Annotated in this window: 11 protein-coding genes; all 11 read right to left on the bottom strand. The window is 68.0% G+C overall.

Annotated elements, in window-relative coordinates; all coding sequences use genetic code 11:
* Positions 1-25 precede the first annotated feature (25 nt).
* Positions 26-4,333 (bottom strand): cellulose biosynthesis protein BcsC, encoded by a 4,308-nt coding sequence (locus WKR98_RS27125; protein ID WP_341435189.1) that lies wholly within the window; start codon positions 4,331-4,333, stop codon positions 26-28.
* Complete coding sequence (gene bcsZ / locus WKR98_RS27120; RefSeq protein ID WP_341435188.1) at positions 4,309-5,535, bottom strand: cellulose synthase complex periplasmic endoglucanase BcsZ; 1,227 nt, start codon at positions 5,533-5,535, stop codon at positions 4,309-4,311. Before bcsZ ends, WKR98_RS27125 begins: the two co-directional genes overlap by 25 nt.
* A gap of 17 nt (positions 5,536-5,552) precedes the next feature.
* A complete protein-coding gene (gene bcsB / locus WKR98_RS27115) occupies positions 5,553-7,856 on the bottom strand; it encodes a cellulose biosynthesis cyclic di-GMP-binding regulatory protein BcsB (RefSeq protein ID WP_341435187.1) in 2,304 nt (767 codons plus the stop codon).
* Entirely contained in the window at positions 7,853-10,063 is a 2,211-nt protein-coding gene (bcsA, locus tag WKR98_RS27110; RefSeq protein WP_341435186.1) for a UDP-forming cellulose synthase catalytic subunit, read from the bottom strand. Before bcsA ends, bcsB begins: the two co-directional genes overlap by 4 nt.
* Before the next feature lie 35 nt (positions 10,064-10,098).
* Complete coding sequence (locus WKR98_RS27105; RefSeq protein WP_341435185.1) at positions 10,099-10,503, bottom strand: hypothetical protein; 405 nt, start codon at positions 10,501-10,503, stop codon at positions 10,099-10,101.
* A gap of 7 nt (positions 10,504-10,510) precedes the next feature.
* Positions 10,511-10,984: a cellulose biosynthesis protein BcsD gene (gene bcsD, locus WKR98_RS27100; RefSeq protein ID WP_341435184.1), complete on the bottom strand. Its 474-nt coding sequence runs from the start codon at positions 10,982-10,984 to the stop codon at positions 10,511-10,513.
* 597 nt (positions 10,985-11,581) lie between these two features.
* Positions 11,582-12,277, bottom strand: a complete 696-nt coding sequence (locus WKR98_RS27095; RefSeq protein ID WP_341435183.1) for a 2OG-Fe(II) oxygenase — start codon at positions 12,275-12,277, stop codon at positions 11,582-11,584.
* Positions 12,278-12,291: 14 nt separating this feature from the next.
* Positions 12,292-12,858: a methylated-DNA--[protein]-cysteine S-methyltransferase gene (locus WKR98_RS27090; protein ID WP_341435182.1), complete on the bottom strand. Its 567-nt coding sequence runs from the start codon at positions 12,856-12,858 to the stop codon at positions 12,292-12,294.
* A gap of 102 nt (positions 12,859-12,960) precedes the next feature.
* Positions 12,961-13,941 (bottom strand): bifunctional helix-turn-helix transcriptional regulator/GNAT family N-acetyltransferase, encoded by a 981-nt coding sequence (locus WKR98_RS27085; protein ID WP_341435181.1) that lies wholly within the window; start codon positions 13,939-13,941, stop codon positions 12,961-12,963.
* A gap of 76 nt (positions 13,942-14,017) precedes the next feature.
* Entirely contained in the window at positions 14,018-14,536 is a 519-nt protein-coding gene (locus WKR98_RS27080; protein WP_341435180.1) for a hypothetical protein, read from the bottom strand.
* A gap of 172 nt (positions 14,537-14,708) precedes the next feature.
* The gene (groL, locus tag WKR98_RS27075; protein ID WP_124691025.1) at positions 14,709-16,355 is read right to left on the bottom strand and encodes a chaperonin GroEL; all 1,647 of its coding nucleotides are present in this window, start codon (positions 16,353-16,355) and stop codon (positions 14,709-14,711) included.
* Between the last annotated feature and the right edge of the window lie 24 nt (positions 16,356-16,379).

Genomic DNA, 16,379 nt, shown 5'->3' with positions numbered 1-16,379 from the left:
TACCTACAGCAGTAAGGTGATGCGTTTATTCACTCGCGTAGGGCGAGGCGAAGGGAGGTACCGGCATGGGGACCGGACCCGTTTGCGGCTCGAGAGCATAGCGTACGTAGACGCCCCCCTTGTATTGCCGATAGTCGCGCGCATTGTCGATACTGAAATTGCCGCCCAGGAACCACTTGGGCGCGAGCTGGTATTCGGCGGCCAGCGCGAGGCCGTAGCCGATGCCGGTCTTGCTCTGGCCGGCGTAGCTGGCCTGGGTGCCATAGGCCGCGGCGACGGCTTCGGCCTGGGCCTGGCGGGCCGGATCCGAGAAGTAGTTCGCGGCGTCCTGCTTGATGTGCTGCACGCCGATCGCGCCCTTGATCTGGTAGCTGAAGCGGCCCTGGCGCTCCGCCCACGCCAGCGGCACGCTGAGCGCGACGAAGCGCTGCGGGCTGAAATAGCCGCCATTGCCCACCGTGTAGTAGCCCTGGTTCTTGTCGTAGCCGAAGACGGTCAGGTCCAGGCCCGAGGTCAGGGTGCGGTTGGGTTCGCGGATGAGCTGCGTGTAGAAACCCGCGCCGCCCGAGAGCCGGCTGTTCGACTGCACGTTGTGGCCGTTCAGGCTGTGCCAGCCCAGGCTGCCGTAGAAGCCGTAGCCATCGTAGTTCAGGCCGCCGCGCAGGCGTCCGCCCGTGGCCGTCACGCCGCCCCAGCTTTCGCCGGTCCGGCTGTCGCGCGTGCCCGCGTAGGAGAGCACCGTGTCCGTAACCGCGCGGCGCGAGGCTTCCACGCCATAGGACAGGCGCGGGCCGTCCTCGTTGGCGACTTCGCCGTCGAAGCGGGCGCCGCCCACGATGTTCTGGTAGCGGAAACCGAAAGGCGTGACACCCAGGTCCAGCTTCAGGCCCGACAATTGGTAGCCCACCGCGACGCCCACGCCGCTGGCGTTCTGCGAGCCGGGTGCGCCGACGGCACCCTGTTGCTGGGCATTCGCGGCGGCGGGGCCACCGCCGAACTGGCTGCTGGACGCGAAATCGCCGCCGACCGAGCCGGCGCGCAGGGTGACCGGGGTGGCCTGGACATAGGCGCGGCCGTCGCCGACGGGGAAGTCCACCGTGACTGGCGTTTCCACGTCCAGCATGCGGCCCATGCCGCCGGCGCCATTGTGCTGGCGGATGGTCGTGCCGACGGTGATGGTCGCGCTGCGGGCCTGCTGGATCGCATCCAGTTCTTCTTCCAGCGTCTTGGGCGCAGCAGGCGCGGCCGAGGCCCTGGCCAGGTTGGCCTGCGAGCCGCCGGGCCGGCGGAAGGGGGACGGCGGCAGGGTGGGGGCGGGTTCGAGGCCGATCACCGGGTCGGGAATGGCGCCGGGGGAGGGCGGCGGGACGGTACCCGGAGGCGGCGCCGATACCGTGGCGACGAACGGTGCCTGCACGGTCGCGGGTTCCAGGTCCGCGCGGACCGAGGAGACGACCGGCGCGGGCTCCGCGCTGGACGAGGCGCGCGCTGCCGGGACGGGCGCGGCCAGCGCCGCGGGCGCCGGCGCGGCAGCGGCGCGTCCGCCGTCTCCGCGTGCCGCCGCGGCGTAGGCGGCGGGCGCGGTGACCTGGGTACCGAAGACGGGGCCGCCGTAGGAGACGGTCGTCGTGTCCGCCGGTGCCGCGCCCGCCACCCGCTGGGCCGGCGGATTGCTGCGGACCTGGCCGGGGAGGCTGGCGAAAGGATTGTCGTCGTTGACCCGGGGAGCCGGCGCCGCTGCCACCGTCTGCTGGGCCGCCGGAACCTTGGCCGCGGCTTGCGCGGCCAGGGCCGCCTTCAGGTATTCCGCCGCCTTGCCGCTCTTGCCCATGCTGTTGTAGACCCGGCCCACCGAGGCCAGCACGGTCGGGTTCCTGGGTTGCAGGCTGACGGCCTTGGCCAGCGCTGCCTCGGCGTAGTCGGTATTCCTGGCCTGCACCGCGGCCTGGGCGGCGGCGGTCAGCAGTTCGGCATTGTCGGGATCCTTCTCCAGCAATTGCCGGTGCAGGGCCAGCGCCTTGGCGCCGTCGCCGGCCGCCGAGTACATGCGCGCCAGCGCCCCCACGACCAGCGGGTCGTTGGGATACTTCGCCAGCATCGGGGCCAGCACGTCGTAGGCGTCGGCGATGCGGCCGCGCTGGCGTAGCGCGTCGGCCTGGCGCACGGTGTAGAGCTTGCGAAGATCGTCGAAGCTGCGGGTCTGCCGATCGTTCAACGCCTGCGTCTGCAATTGCCGCAGGATGCCCGCGGCTTCCGCGTCCTGGTCGGTCTTGAGCAGCACGACCGTGTATTGCAGCAGCAGGTCGTTGTCGGGGGTGGAGGTGCGGGCCACTGCCTGGCGCAACATGCTCAAGGCATGCATGTTGTCGCCGGCGTCGATGTAGGCCGACGCGAGCGAGCCTATCAGTCCCGGGCTTTGCGCCACCTCGGGTTCGAGCTGCGCGAGGATGGCCTTGGCCTGCTCCGGCTTGCCGGCCCGGGCGAGCGTGACCGCCTGCGACACCTGGTACTGGGTCCAGGCGAGTTTCTGCAGGTCGATGACTTCCTTGGTCCGGTTGCGGGCCGGGATCCTGTCCAGCGTCTTGAGCGCCGCGTCCCAGTCCTGGACTTCGGCGGACAGCAGGGCGCTGGCCTGTAATGCGCCGGGGTCGTCGGGGTTGGTCAGCAGTAGGCCGTCGACCACGCCGCGCGCTTCGGCGATGCTGCCGGTCTTCAGGTACAGGCGTGCCAGGTCCAGGCGCAGCCAGGCATCGTCGGGATTGGCGCGCAGGCCGTCTTCCAGCAGCCGTCGCGCGGCCGGGTAGTCGCCCCGTTCGCTGGCCTTGCGGGCATCGTTGCGTGCCTGGGTGGCGCGCAACTGGCCGACGCTGCCTATCTTCTGCTGGTCGGCCGGGCTCAGTTGCGAGACCAGCCGCAGCGCTTCCTCCATGCGGTCGGTCTGCGCCAGCACGTTCACCAGGCCTTGCAGGGCGGAAAGGTTGTCCTTGTCGCGCGCCAGCACGCCGCGGAAGATTTTCTCCGCCTGGGAGTATTGGCCGCGCTCGGCCAGCACGCCGCCCAGCGCGACTTCGGCCGTCCGATCGTTCTGCGACAGTTTGACGGCCTGTTCCAGTTGCTGCTGTGCCTTTTCCAGTTCGCCGGCTTCGCGGGCGCGTTCGGCGCTGGCGTTGAGCGACCAGTACCGGGCGACGCCCAGCACCTGTTGCCAGCCGCCGCGCGAGCGCGGCTGCCGCGTGGCGCGCGTGAGGAATTCCACGGCTTCGTCGGGACGCTCCTGCTTGAGGCGCAGGACGCCCATGCCACCCAGCGCGTCGGCGTGGTTGGGATTGGCCTGGAGCAGGGCGGTGAGGTCCGCTTCGGCGCTGTCGAGGTTGCCGCCTTCCAGTTCCTTGAATGCGCGGCTCAGCTGCGCGTCTTGCGGCGAGGGCGTGGCGGCGCGGGCCGCGGTGCCTCCTCCGGCCCTGCGTGTGCGGCTGTATTGCTGGCGGATCTCGGTGTCGTCCGGATGGGCCTTCAAGTAGGCTTCGAACAGGGGAGCGTCGGCGGGGCGGGGATCACCGTACCAGGTCAACGCCGCCCGCCAGCTTTCGTCGGCGTCGCCGCCGACGTCCTGGCGCGACGACAGCCTGGCCAGGCGGCGGATGCCTTCGGCTCGGGTGCTTTCCTTGCGGGTCAGAAGCTTGGCCAGCGCGAGCGAGACCTGGACGTTGTCGGGGCTTTCGCGTTGTAGCCGTTCCAGGCCCTGGCGCGCCTCGTCCCAGCCGTCGTTGGTGTAGCCGAGGTAGCTGTAGTATTCCAGCGCGATGCGGCCTTGCGGGGCCTTGCCGCCGAACACGGACCGGTACTGCACCACGGCCTTGTCGATCTCCCCCGAGCTGGCCAGCAGCCGGGCCTGTTCGAGCGTTTTCGGATTGTCGCCGGCGCGCAGGGTGATCTCCTGCTCCAGCCGCACCGCATCGACTTCAGCCGTGCCCAGCGCGCGCAGCTGCGCCAGGTACTCCCGTGCGCGCGCGGGCCGGTTGGCCTTCAGTTCGAGCAGGCCCAGGTTGTACAGCGCCTCGGTGTTCTTGGGATCCGCCTGCAGCAGGCGCCCCCAGGCTTCGGCGGCGCGCGCGTCGTTGTTGCGGGCCTGCCAGTAGCGGCCCTGTTCGAGCAGCGACGTGGTCGTGGCCGAAGGCGTCTGCGCGGGGGCTGCCGACGGGGTCTGCGCGTTCAGGCTGGGGGAAATGGCCAGGGCGGCCAGCAGGCCGGCCGTCAGAAAACCACCTCCAGCGCGGCCCGGGCTTGGGGCGGCCCGGCGCCGGGGCGCTAGCGAGCGACGGTGGGCGGACATGTTTTCTCCCAGGATAGTTGCACTTGTCCAGTGCTTAGGAATCGATAGCGTTCTTCGGCCCAGCCCAATCCAAACAGGCTGAGCACGACGTCGTAGTAGGGGGGCTGGCGGCCGGGACCTGCCGTGCGCAGGCTTTCGTCCAGTAGGGCCTGGGCGCGGCGCTGCTGCAGGTCGGCCAGCCAGGGCTGTTTCTTGGCCGTGAAGTAGGGCACCAGCGCCGACGAAAAGCCGAACGGTCCGGTGCCTTCGGTCTGGCCTGTCATGGCGCGTACGCGTTCGGGGGGCGTGCCGGCGCTCGCGGTCGAGGCGGCCATGCCGCGCAGGGCTTGCAGCATGGGGGCGGCCAGCGGATCGCTGGTGGGGGCCATGCCGGCCCACAGGTAGGTACGGATGGCGTCGTAGCTGCCCAGGTCGCCCTTGATGGGGTCGACCACGAACAGGCCGCTGGCGGGCGAGGCGCCGCGATAGGCGACCCAGTCGGCCACGTAGCCCTTGGGGCTGACGGCGGCCAGCAAGGCCGCGGTGTTGTCGGCGATCCGGGCCCAGGGACCCGACGGCGAAACCGTGGCCAGCCGGCGCAGCAGCGGCAGCGGCAGGTAGCTGGGGTTGATCTGCCAGAGCGAGTCCGGCCGCGCGAAGCTGCGGCGGCCGGGAAGCAGCATGGGCCCGAGGCCTGGCAGTTCGACGGTCTCCTCGGCCTCGATGCGGGCCACGAGGGCCCGCGCGTCGCGCAGGTAGTCGTCGCGGCGCCATCTCTCGCCGGCCTCGAACAGCGCATACGCGAACCACAGGTCGGCGTCCGAGGCGGAGTTGTCGTCCAGCACGCCCCAGGTGCCGTCTTCGCGCTTGCCCCAGTACCACGCGGGCAGCCGGGCGCCGATGTCGCCGCCGGCCAGGTTGTCGACGGCCCAGCGCCACATCCTGTCGAAGGCGGCCGCATCGTTGGCGACCAGGGCGAAGAACATGCCGTAGGATTGCCCTTCGGACGAGGAGTGCAGGCGCGGTGTGCTGGCGTCCAGCACCCGGCCGTCGGGCTGGATGAAGTGCGTCCCGAATGCCTGCCACAGTGGCCACGCGGGCGTGCACGCGTCCGGGCCGGCGGCCGCGCGGACGGCCGCCGGCCCGGCCAGAGCGAACGACAGCGCCGACGCCATGGCGGCCAGGCGCCATGTCAGCCGCCCGATAGCTGGGTACGTCTTCATCTGGCCACCGGCGTCGCTCAGGCGTTCAGGCGGCGGGCCGCCCGGGCGCGAAGCGCGATGTAGACCAGGAGGCCCAGCAGCGCGATGCCGAACACGGCAAGCAGCAGCAGGATCCAGGGCTGGCGGGCGGCGTACCACTGGATGGTCTTGAAGAAGCCCAGCGATCCCACGTAGTAGGTCGGGCCCGAGACCAGCGAGTCGACCTGCTTGCCGCGCACGACGGATACGCTGCCCTGGATGAACTCGGTCCGGTCTTCGCCGATCAGCGCATCCACGGCTTCGGCCAGGCCTTCGGGGCGGGTGGCCGAGATCGCGACCACGCTGCGGCCGCTGCGCAGCGGCGATTCGAAGCCCGCGAATACCACGCTGGCGCCGTCGGTCGTGAAGGACAGCGAATTGCGGGCCTTGCCCGTGTCCTCGCGCGGATTGGGAACGACCCAGTTCCAGGCCTGGTAGACCCAGTCCGACAGGCTGAAGCGGCGGCCGCCCTCGGCCAGCGAGACGGGCAGCTGGCTGCTCCATTGCTTGAGCAGGGGCTGGTTGTCGCCCGATGCGATCACCAGCAGGTCCTTGTCGGCCAGGCCGGAAACCTGCTCGGCGCGCGCGACCGTGACGTTCAGTGCGGGATAGCCGGTCGATTCCGACAGGCGGCCCAGCACGCCCAGGTAGGCGCTGTACTCGGCGGTGCCGGCGCTGTCCGGAAGAATGATCGCGGTCTGCGACAGGTCCGCCATCCGGGTGAACGGGAAGCCGCTGTTGTGGAACACGGCCAGGTCGGGCAGGGCGATGTAGTGCTTGAAGCCGGAGATGTCGATGGTCGAATCCGGTTCGATCGCGCCGCGGACGTTGTCGATGATCACGTCACGGCACTGGCCTTCCTTGATGTAGTCGTACTGGTAGCGGAACTGCAGCCGCGAGCGCGGCGGCATCAGCTGCAGCGGCAGCTCCATCTGCGCCCGCACGGGAATGCTGCTGTCCGTCTGGAGCTTGGCCAGCAGGCCTTCGCCGCCGTTCAGGCGTTCGATCGACGGCAGCGGGAACGACTTCACCAGTTGGTCGTTCACGCCCAGGGTCATGGTCGAGCTGGTCGACAGTTGCTGGGGCGTGTAGCGATACCGCAGGTCCAGAGGAATGCCGCTCTCGCGCCAGCCGAACAGGTCGGGCGGCAGGCGCAGGTCGACCGGAATGGTGGGAGGCGCGAAGCCCGAGACGTTCAGGCTGGTGGGCGGCACCAGTTCGCCGAACTTGACCGGACGATCGCTGCGCAGCCAGTTGGGCGCGTCATAGGGCTTGCGCGGTTCGAGTTCCGCCAGTTGCGTGATGACCGCGCGCTGGCCGGTCAGCGCCTTGCTGCCCGTGACCACGGCCTGGGCGGCCCGCTTGAGTTCCTTGGCATCGCGGCCGCCCAGCACCAGCAGCTTGCCGTACATGTCGTTGGGATTGGGGACCAGGGTGACACTCGGCCCGCTGGGGGCGGGCAGGTCGAGCCCGCCCGAGCGCAGCTCGCCCGTGGTCAGCAGGATGGCGTTGCCCTTGGTGGGCAACTGGTTGACGGCGGTCGGGAAGCGCGCGCCGCGGTAGCTCGCCAGCGCTCCGAACCACGACGACAGGATGCCGGCCGCCTCCAGGGTGGTGTTGTCCGGCGCGGCGGCGAACACGAAGGGCAGCGTCAGCGGCCGGCTGTCGCGCCGGTCGAAGAAGGGCAGGGGCAGGATGGACAGGTCGTTGGCCAGCACCAGCGGCGTGACCGTGAGCTCCAGCGTGCTGCGGTTGCTGACGTTGGCCCACAGGCTGGAGTGCAGGGGATCCTCGCACTCCATCGTGTAGTGGCCAATGAGCTGCACGTTCAGGTTGTTGAATTGCGTGATGAGCTGCGAAGGCAGGTCGACCACGGTTTCCTTGGGCTCGCCCGCGCTTTCCTTGGGCACCGGCACCGAGGCCGCGACTTCGCCATTGACCAGCACGTTGATGTGCGACAGGTCGGCCAGCAGCGCGGGCGAATAGGTGTAGCGCAGGCGCAGCCGCGCCGAGGACACGACCTCGTCGGCGCGGATGTCGAAGGGCAGGCTGAAGCTGCCTTCCACGCCGCGGATCACCATGGGCGTGCCCGCGCCGAGCTGCTTGAGCGTGACGCCATAGGTACGGCCGCCCGACACCAGTTGCTCGGGCTTGGCGGGGGCCTCGCCGCCGGCCGGAGCCGGCTGGGTGGCGGCCTGCAGCGGCAGCGAGTTCAGCAGCAGCGCGGCGGCCAGCATCACCGAGAGCGGCCTGGCGGACAATGCGTAGGCGCGCTTGCGGGGAAGATTTCTGGTTGTTGTCATCGATTCTTCATCCTGGTTTGGATAGGACGGGCTTGCAGCCGGGCGCGCACGGCCTGGCCTCCGTGTAGGGCGAGTTGCTTCATGCCGAGCACACCGATGCGCACGACCTCGCGCAGGCCGACCAGCGGCGCGTCGGGCGTGTTCTGGCCCCAGTTCTCGGCCCAGGTGTCGGCGCGCGCGAAGGTCATCTCGGCCATTTCCACCTGCTGTTGCAGCGTCAGCGATTCGAAGCGCAGGCCCAGGTGGTGGTCGGTCGAGAACACGATGGTGGCGGGAAAGACCCGCTGCTCGGTGCCGCGGAACAGGGCCACGTGCAGTTCCTGCCCGATCTCCAGCCGTTCCAGTTCCGGCGGCAGCTGGATGCCCAGGCCGGTCGCGGAATAGTCGGTGGTGCTGCACGCCACGGTCTTGCCGTTCGGCAGGCGCAGCATGGCCGGGATCTGCGCGGCGACGCGGGGCTGCGAGCGGAACTGCCGCTCCTCGCGGGCGACGGCGATGCTCGCGCTGGTGATGATGATGTTGTAGAGGGTCCAGACCAGGTTGATCGCCAGGGTGAACAGGCCGCCCGAGTCATAGTCGACGACGGCCAGCGAGATCAGGCCGGCGATCAGGCCGGCGATGTTCAGGGCCAGCAGCACGAGGTAGGGCTTGGCCATGTCCCAGTCGAACCACGCCTGGCCCTGGGCGCCGCCCTTGGCCGTGACGTTGAACTTGCCCAGCTTGGGGTTGATCAGGGCCAGCAGTGCCGGCCGCATGATGTACCAGGCCAGTACCGATTCGTAGACCTCGTTCCAGAACGAGTGGCGGAAGCGCCCCTGCATCCGCGAGCTGGTCAGGTTGGCGTGGATCAGGTGGGGGAAGGCATACAGCGTGATCATCAGCGCCGACGCCTGGAACACGTGCGCGCCGAAGAACAGGAAGGCCAGCGGCGCGGTCAGGAACACCAGGCGCGGCAGGCCGTAGAAGAAATGCAGCATGGCGTTCAGGTAGCACATGCGCTGGCTCAGGCTCAGGCCCTTGCCGAACAGCGGGTTGTCGACGCGGAAGATCTGGGCCATGCCGCGCGCCCAGCGCACGCGCTGGCCGATGTGGCGGGACAGGTTTTCCGTCGCCAGGCCGGCCGCCTGCGGGACGGCCAGGTAGGCCGTGTTGTAGCCCGCGCGGTTCAGCTTGAGGGCGGTGTGGGCGTCCTCGGTCACTGTCTCGGTGGCGATGCCGCCCACTTCCTCGAGCTGGCTGCGGCGCAGGACCGCGCACGAACCGCAGAAGAACGCCGCGTTCCAGAGGTCGTTGCCGTCCTGGACCAGGCCGTAGAACAGCTCGCCCTCGTTGGGCACCGCGCGGAAGGTATGCAGGTTCTTCTCGAACGGATCGGCCGAGAAGAAATAGTGGGGCGTCTGCAGCATCGCCAGCTTCGGATCCTTCAGGAACCAGCCTATGCAGATCTGCAGGAAGGAGCGGGTGGGGATGTGGTCGCAGTCGAACACGGCCACGTACTCGCTGCTGGTCAGCTCCAGCGCCGCGTTCAGGTTGCCGGCCTTGGCCGATTCGTTGTTGCTGCGCGCGATGTAGCCCACGCCCAGCTCGGAACAGAAGTCCTGGAATTCCTTGCGGCGGCCGTCGTCCAGCACGAAGATGTGCAAGCGGTCGGCCGGCCAGTCCAGCGAGACGGCGGTCAGCACCGACTGCTTCACCACGTCCAGCGGCTCGTTGTAGGTCGGGATCAGGATATCCACCGACGGCCAGGTCGCCGGATCGGCGGGCATCGCGGCCGGCAGCCGGCGCAGCGGCCAGATGGTTTGCAGATAGCCCAGCAGCAGTACCGACAGGGCATAGATCTCGGCCAGCAGCAGGCCATAGCCGAAGGCGATGTCCAGCCAGCTCTGGAAGTCCAGCGTCGAGGTCAGCCGCCAGTACATGTAGCGCAGCGACATCGTCGCCGACAGGAGCACCATCAACACCGTCGGCAGGCGCCCCGCGACGTTGCGCAATACCAGCGCGGCCACCAGGGCCACCAGGGACAGCAGCAGTTGCGGCAGCGCTTCCAGCGGGGCGGTGATGACGACGGCCAGGCTGAAGCAGGCCACGGCGGCCAGCACGATCCGGACAAGCGGGTGGTTCCACAGCGGCAGCGCGGCCAGGCGGTCGGCGCGGGCGTCTGCCGGTGCCTGGTGGGAGGTGGGAACGGCTGGCGGCAGCGGACTCACGCCGTTCTCCTTCGGGTCTGGCTCGGCTTCATGGATCAGTTCCTGAGCAGGCGCCGGAACAGCGCGGGCATGGCCTGGGGATCCGGCCGGCCGTCGTCGGCGTAGCCGCGCAGGCGTGCGAAGATCCCCGCGATCGGCTCGTCCGCGGAGGCAGGCAGTGACGGAGCCGGAGGCGGCGCGGCGGTCTGCGCCAGGGCGGGTTGGCCGGCGTCCGGGCCGGCGGCCGGCTCCTGGGCCACGGATGCTTCATCGGCGGCGTGGAAGCGGGTGGGCGGGACGTACACGGTGGACGGCTCCGCCGCCTGGTCGCCCGCGACGCTGCCCACGGCTGGCACCGTGCGGCGCTGGGCCAGGGCGGGCCAGCGGCTCACGGGCGGCAGGGCCGATGGCGTGGCGGGCTGGGGCGTATCCCCCGCCTCGGGATGATTGGTCGTATCCATGGCCACCTCAGGCCGCTACGGGCGATCCCAGGCGCAAGCCTATGCCGCCGATGCTGTCGAAGTCGGAAACCTGCGAGACGCGCAGCCTGTCGCCGGCGCCCAGTTGCTCGAACCACTGCTGGTAGACACCCTCCAGGAACGAGGGCGTCCAGGCCAGGGCTTCACGGCCCAGCGCGGCCTCGAGGGGGGCGCAATAGTGCTGCAGGTGCAGATGATCGGTTTCGTCCGTGATCTCGACCCAGCCCCAGTCCAGGCGCGTCCAGATCTGGCTCATGGCCAGCTGGATGTCGTCCAGCGTGGTGCAGGCCGGCACGGGCAGCTCACGCCCGAAGCGCCCGCCTACGCGGCGCATGAAGGTGCGCAATTCGGCGGCCGAGAATTTCTCGGCCAGTTCCTGCGCGGTCGATAGCAGGAAGATCTTCCACTGCACCGATACCTGGCGGCCGGAAAGATAGTTGATGACGGAAGAAGTGGCGTCCATGGATGGTCCTTGTCTCGGATGATGGATGCGTTCGCGCGTGCCAAAGCACGGCGATTCCGGACGCGGATGCGGCGGAATGCGGGAGAACGCGAGTACGGGTGGTGTGTCCCCCGGAGAGGGGATGGGACAAGGGCCTATTCGGCCGAAGAGAGTCTCTTCATGGGGTCTGCGCCCATTCTGGCAAGGCGGAGCTACGTGTTTCCGGCACGTATTCTTAAAGCATGACCTTGCGTCTGAGTGCCGTGGCCCGGGAAGAAAAAACCACGGGTAGGCGGGCAAAATTTATCCCACCGGGTAGCCGTGGCGCAATATTTCATTGCGAGTGTTTATTTTTGAAAAACAAGCACTTAGCAGAATATATGTGTGCTGCGCAATTACTTGCCTATAACGAATTGGCCATTTTCGATCATTGATATCGGATGAAAGAGGGTAGGCGGGCGCCCTGGATTACGGTAATCGGAAATTCGATCGACGCGCCTGGCGACCTCCGGCCGCAAGATGGGCCGCATTTATTCTTATGCGTAATACGCAAAAAAAAGTTGACGTGAAACGGTCGTTTTGTTGCGCTGTGTTTACCATTCGGAACGGATGCCCGGCTTACCGCATGTCGTGGAAAGACAGTTCCATACCCATGCGCTCGCCCTGATGCACGCGGCTGATGCCGTGCGTCAGATGAACCCGATAGTGGCCGCCCGAGCCCTTGGATGGGCGCGCCGCCGTGGCGATGACGGCCGCGTCGCCGAGCCCGAGCGGCAGCACCATGGGACGCGATTGCATGCGGGGACGCCGCTCCGTCATCACGAACTCGCCACCCTGGAAATCCCGGCCGGCTTCGGACAGCAGCGCCACGACCTGCAGCGGAAACACATGCTCGCCTTCGCCGCGCTGGTGCAGCGGCACGTGCTCGCCCGCGCGCAGCCGGCTCAGGTACGACTGCGGCCAGTCCTGTCCCGCGCGCCGGTCGCGCTGGAGGAGTGCATCCAGGTCCGCGGGATAGCGGTCATCGTTGCCCAGCAGCGCGTTCCAGCGGTTGGCGATGATGGCCAGATGAGGATAGAACGTGACGCGCCACTCGGCCCACGGCGCCGGCAGCGGCATGCCGAAATGAAACCATTCCCCGTGGCCAGGCTTGCCGAAGGCCGGGGCGGCCCGCGTGGCCGCTGTCCGCCGAGCCAGGTCGCGTGCCGCCTCCGGGTCCAGCAGGCCCGGCAGCAGCGCATGGCCGTCCTGGTCCAGCCGTTCGGCGATGCCGGCCCAGTCCAGGCGGTCGATGGCGGTGGTGGATGCATGCATGCGAGCGCCCCTGGTCAGAACCCGGGAAGCGCCGCGGTTTCCACGGTGGCGGACTGTGGGGAGATCGCCTTCTCGTGTTCCAGCAGCCAGCGCTTGCGGGGCAGGCCCCAGGCATAGCCCTTCAGATCGCCGCTGCTGGCAATGACCCGATGGCACGGCACGATGATGGCGATGGGATTGGCGCCGTTGGCCGTGCCGATCGCGATAGCCGCGCGCGGATCGTCGAAGCCCAGTTCGCGGGCCAGCTTGCCATAGCTCGTGGTGGTGCCGGCCGGGATGCCGCGCAGCGCGGCCCAGACCCGGCGTTGCAGCGGCGAGCCGGCCGTCTCCGTCGGCAGGGCGTCGAGCGCGTCCAGCGTACCCGCGAAGTACCGGGCCAGGGCCCGCGCGATTCCGGCGGGCGGGGAAGCTTCGGCCAACTCGACACGGCCGTAGTGTTCGCGCAAGCCTCGATGCAGGTGCGCCTCATGGTCGGCGAAGTCCAGCGCGCGCACGACCTGCCGCGCGTCCGTGACGAGCAGCATGCCGCCCATGGGCGACTCGATGCGGCTCAGCAAAAACAGGGTAGAGGGGGTGTTCATGGCGCATCACTCGCTTCGTTGAAGGTGAGGCCAGTGTAGGAACCCGGGCGCGGCCCGGCACTCCGCTCCTTGCGGTCGAATTCGCGGGATGGCCAGGCGCCGTCAATCCGGGTGGGGATTCGGGCGAAGACGGCTGAACCGCTGTTCGGTGACTCTCGCCCCCCATTGTTCGCCTTCCGATTCCTGCACCAGGCGAAAGCCGAACGATTCGTACAAATGGCGCGCCGCGTCCAAGCCTTTGAACGTCCACAGACAGGTCTCCTGGAAACGGTCGTCCACGAACCGCATCGCGCGAGACATCAGCTCCCGTCCGACGCCCGTGCCGCGCAGTGCATCGTCGACGATGAACCATCGCAGATGGGCGATGCCCGAGGCCGGATTGCCGTCCAGGGCCAGGGAGGCCAGGGTGCGGCGGTTTTCCACGTAGAGCCACAAGGCCTTGCCGTCGGCGGGCAGCGCCTGCGCGAAAGCGGCCAGTTCCGTGGCCACCTTCTTCTCGAAGAAGACGCCGAAGCCCCAGTTTTCCGAATAGAAGCGGGCGTGCAGGCTGGCGATGTCGCCGACGCAGCCCGGGAGGTAGCCCTCATGGATGCCGGCGGAGGGGCCCCGGGCCGCGGCTCCGGAGCCGGTGCCTGCGGCCAGGGCCTCCGCATACTGGGCCAGCGCGCGGACGAGGGCCCGCTGGTCGACGGGAACGAGGCGCCGCAGCGCATCCGACACCTGGGCCGTGGCGAACCGGTCGATCTTCCTGCGCAGCGCCTGCCCCGCGGGGGTCAGATGAAGCGCCGCCGAACGCCCGTCGTCTTCGGCAGCCTGACGCCTGAGCAGGCCCCCCGCCTCGAGCCGGGCCAGTTGGCGGCTCGTATTTGACTTGTCCAGTTTCAGCAGATGACCGAGATCCTTCGCATGGATCCCGGGCGCGGCGCCGATCTCGAGAATGGCATGGACCGCCGATGGCGCCAGATCCGTATCCGCCAGGGTGGTGCGCATGAAGCCGAGTTCGCGGACCAGCTTGCGGGAGAACTCGCGGAGTTCCCGAATGACAGAGTCGGCGGGAGGAGGGGGCGCTGCCATGGTTTCCATGGATTCTTGTTCATGGGTTGCGTATCGCAACAAATGTAGTTGCGATACGCAACCCGGTCAAGAGCCCAGGCCAACGTCAATTCGAATTGAACTTGCCTTCGAGGATGTACTTGCGTTTCGGGACCTTCTCGCGCGCCTGGTTGTTGGACCCTGAAACGAAGATGACGTTGATGGAGTCGACGGGCTCCAGGTGGATCGGATACACGTCGCCGACTTCGCTGCTGTCGGTCGCTTCGACGATGATGGCCTGGGCGAGGCCGGAATAGCCCCCGCTCTGTTTCATGACCAGCTTGTAGCTGAGTCGATTCCGGTCCTCGTCGAAGCCCGAGGATAGCCAGAGCGGCTCCGGGGTCTGGTAGTTCCGGTGGGTGATCAGCTCGATGATCGTGCTTGGGGTGCAATCGTTGACGGCCACCGGTTCGCCCTTGAACCGGGCCGTGTCGATACGCACTGTGAACTTGCGGTTGCCCCCGTCGTCGCGATTGACGAACGAGCAATACGTCGCGCCGGAGGCGGCGCCGCAAAACAGCGTGGCCGCCCCGAGCAGGGCGAGCCGGGCCAGGCGGCGATGGAAGATCCTGTTGTCCGAGTCCATGGCGGAGCGGTCCTTGCCAAGTGTGTATGCACGCCCATGGTATGAACCGCTATTCGGCGAGTCATCCTCCAAATGCGGTAGCACCCGCCGAAACGAAAAAACCCGCGAGCGCGGACGCTCGCGGGTTTCGAAGCAGTGTCCCGGGCGGGCCCGGGACCGGCGGCAGGACTTCTTAGAAGTCCATGCCACCCATACCGCCCATGCCACCCATGCCGCCGGGGGCGGGAGCAGCGGGCTTGTCTTCGACCAGCTCGACCACGGTGGCTTCCGTCGTCAGCAGCAGCGAAGCAACCGAGGCGGCGTTCTGCAGGGCGGTGCGGGTGACCTTGGTGGGGTCCAGCACGCCGGCTTCGACCATGTCGCCGTATTCGCCGGTGGCGGCGTTGTAGCCGTAGTTGCCCTTGCCGTTCAGCACGTTGTTGACGATGACGCTGGGCTCGTCGCCGGCGTTGGCGACGATGGTGCGCAGCGGCTCTTCAATGGCGCGCAGGACGATCTTGATGCCGGCGTCCTGGTCGGCGTTGGCACCCTTGGTGTCCTTGATGGCTTGCTTGGCACGCAGCAGGGCCACGCCGCCTCCGGGCACCACGCCTTCTTCCACCGCGGCACGCGTGGCGTGCAGGGCGTCTTCGACGCGAGCCTTCTTTTCCTTCATTTCGACTTCGGTGGCAGCACCGACCTTGATCACGGCAACACCGCCGGCCAGCTTGGCCACGCGCTCTTGCAGCTTTTCACGGTCGTAGTCCGAGGTCGCTTCTTCGATCTGGGTGCGGATCTGCTTGACGCGGGCCTCGATGGCCTTGCTGTCGCCGGCGCCGTCGATGATCGTGGTGTTTTCCTTGGCCACTTCGATGCGCTTGGCCTGGCCCAGCTCTTGCAGGGTGGCCTTTTCCAGCGACAGGCCGGTCTCTTCCGAGATCACGGTGCCGCCGGTCAGGATGGCGATGTCTTCCAGCATGGCCTTGCGGCGGTCGCCGAAGCCCGGGGCCTTGACGGCGGTGGTCTTCAGGATGCCACGGATGTTGTTGACGACCAGGGTGGCCAGGGCTTCGCCGTCGACGTCTTCAGCGATGATCAGCAGCGGGCGGCTCGACTTGGCGACTTGTTCCAGGACGGGCAGCAGTTCGCGGATGTTGCTGATCTTCTTGTCGTGGATCAGGACGAAGGGATCGTCCAGGGCGGCGACTTGCTTGTCGGGGTTGTTGATGAAGTAGGGCGACAGGTAGCCGCGGTCGAATTGCATGCCTTCGACGACGTCCAGTTCATTGTCCAGCGACTTGCCGTCTTCGACGGTGATGACGCCTTCCTTGCCCACTTTTTCCATCGCGTCGGCGATGATCTGGCCGATCGACGAATCGCTGTTGGCCGAGATCGAGCCGACCTGGGCGATTTCCTTGCTCGACGAGCAGGGCTTGCTGATCTTCTTCAGTTCTTCGATGGCGGCGGCGACGGCCTTGTCGATGCCGCGCTTCAGGTCCATCGGGTTCAGGCCGGCGGTCACGTACTTCTGGCCTTCGTGCACGATGGCCTGGGCCAGCACGGTGGCGGTGGTGGTGCCGTCACCGGCGTTGTCGCTGGTCTTGGAAGCCACTTCCTTGACGAGCTGGGCGCCCAGGTTCTCGAACTTGTCCTTCAGTTCGATTTCCTTGGCGACGGAAACGCCGTCCTTGGTGACGGTGGGGGCGCCGAAGGAGCGCTCCAGAACCACGTTGCGGCCCTTGGGACCGAGGGTGACCTTGACGGCGTTGGCGAGGACGTTCACGCCGCGGACGACGCGGGCGCGGGCGTCATCACCGAACTGGACTTGTTTGGCAGCCATTTACGAAATTCCTTGAATAGTGTG

Source organism: Pigmentiphaga sp. YJ18, from assembly GCF_038066655.1.
Lineage (GTDB): Bacteria > Pseudomonadota > Gammaproteobacteria > Burkholderiales > Burkholderiaceae_B > Pigmentiphaga.
Note: the sequence above shows the minus strand (reverse complement) of the source record. Positions and strands in the feature narration are given on the sequence as shown.

What these genes read in the sequence shown, in the direction of transcription:
- bcsZ (WP_341435188.1), bottom strand. Translation starts at nt 5,535, where the DNA reads ATGAAGACGTACCCAGCTATCGGGCGGCTGACATGGCGCCTGGCCGCC.
- bcsB (WP_341435187.1), bottom strand. Translation starts at nt 7,856, where the DNA reads ATGACAACAACCAGAAATCTTCCCCGCAAGCGCGCCTACGCATTGTCC.
- WKR98_RS27085 (WP_341435181.1), bottom strand. Translation starts at nt 13,941, where the DNA reads ATGGAAACCATGGCAGCGCCCCCTCCTCCCGCCGACTCTGTCATTCGG.
- groL (WP_124691025.1), bottom strand. Translation starts at nt 16,355, where the DNA reads ATGGCTGCCAAACAAGTCCAGTTCGGTGATGACGCCCGCGCCCGCGTC.
- WKR98_RS27090 (WP_341435182.1), bottom strand. Translation starts at nt 12,858, where the DNA reads ATGAACACCCCCTCTACCCTGTTTTTGCTGAGCCGCATCGAGTCGCCC.
- WKR98_RS27095 (WP_341435183.1), bottom strand. Translation starts at nt 12,277, where the DNA reads ATGCATGCATCCACCACCGCCATCGACCGCCTGGACTGGGCCGGCATC.
- WKR98_RS27080 (WP_341435180.1), bottom strand. Translation starts at nt 14,536, where the DNA reads ATGGACTCGGACAACAGGATCTTCCATCGCCGCCTGGCCCGGCTCGCC.
- WKR98_RS27105 (WP_341435185.1), bottom strand. Translation starts at nt 10,503, where the DNA reads ATGGATACGACCAATCATCCCGAGGCGGGGGATACGCCCCAGCCCGCC.
- WKR98_RS27125 (WP_341435189.1), bottom strand. Translation starts at nt 4,333, where the DNA reads ATGTCCGCCCACCGTCGCTCGCTAGCGCCCCGGCGCCGGGCCGCCCCA.
- bcsD (WP_341435184.1), bottom strand. Translation starts at nt 10,984, where the DNA reads ATGGACGCCACTTCTTCCGTCATCAACTATCTTTCCGGCCGCCAGGTA.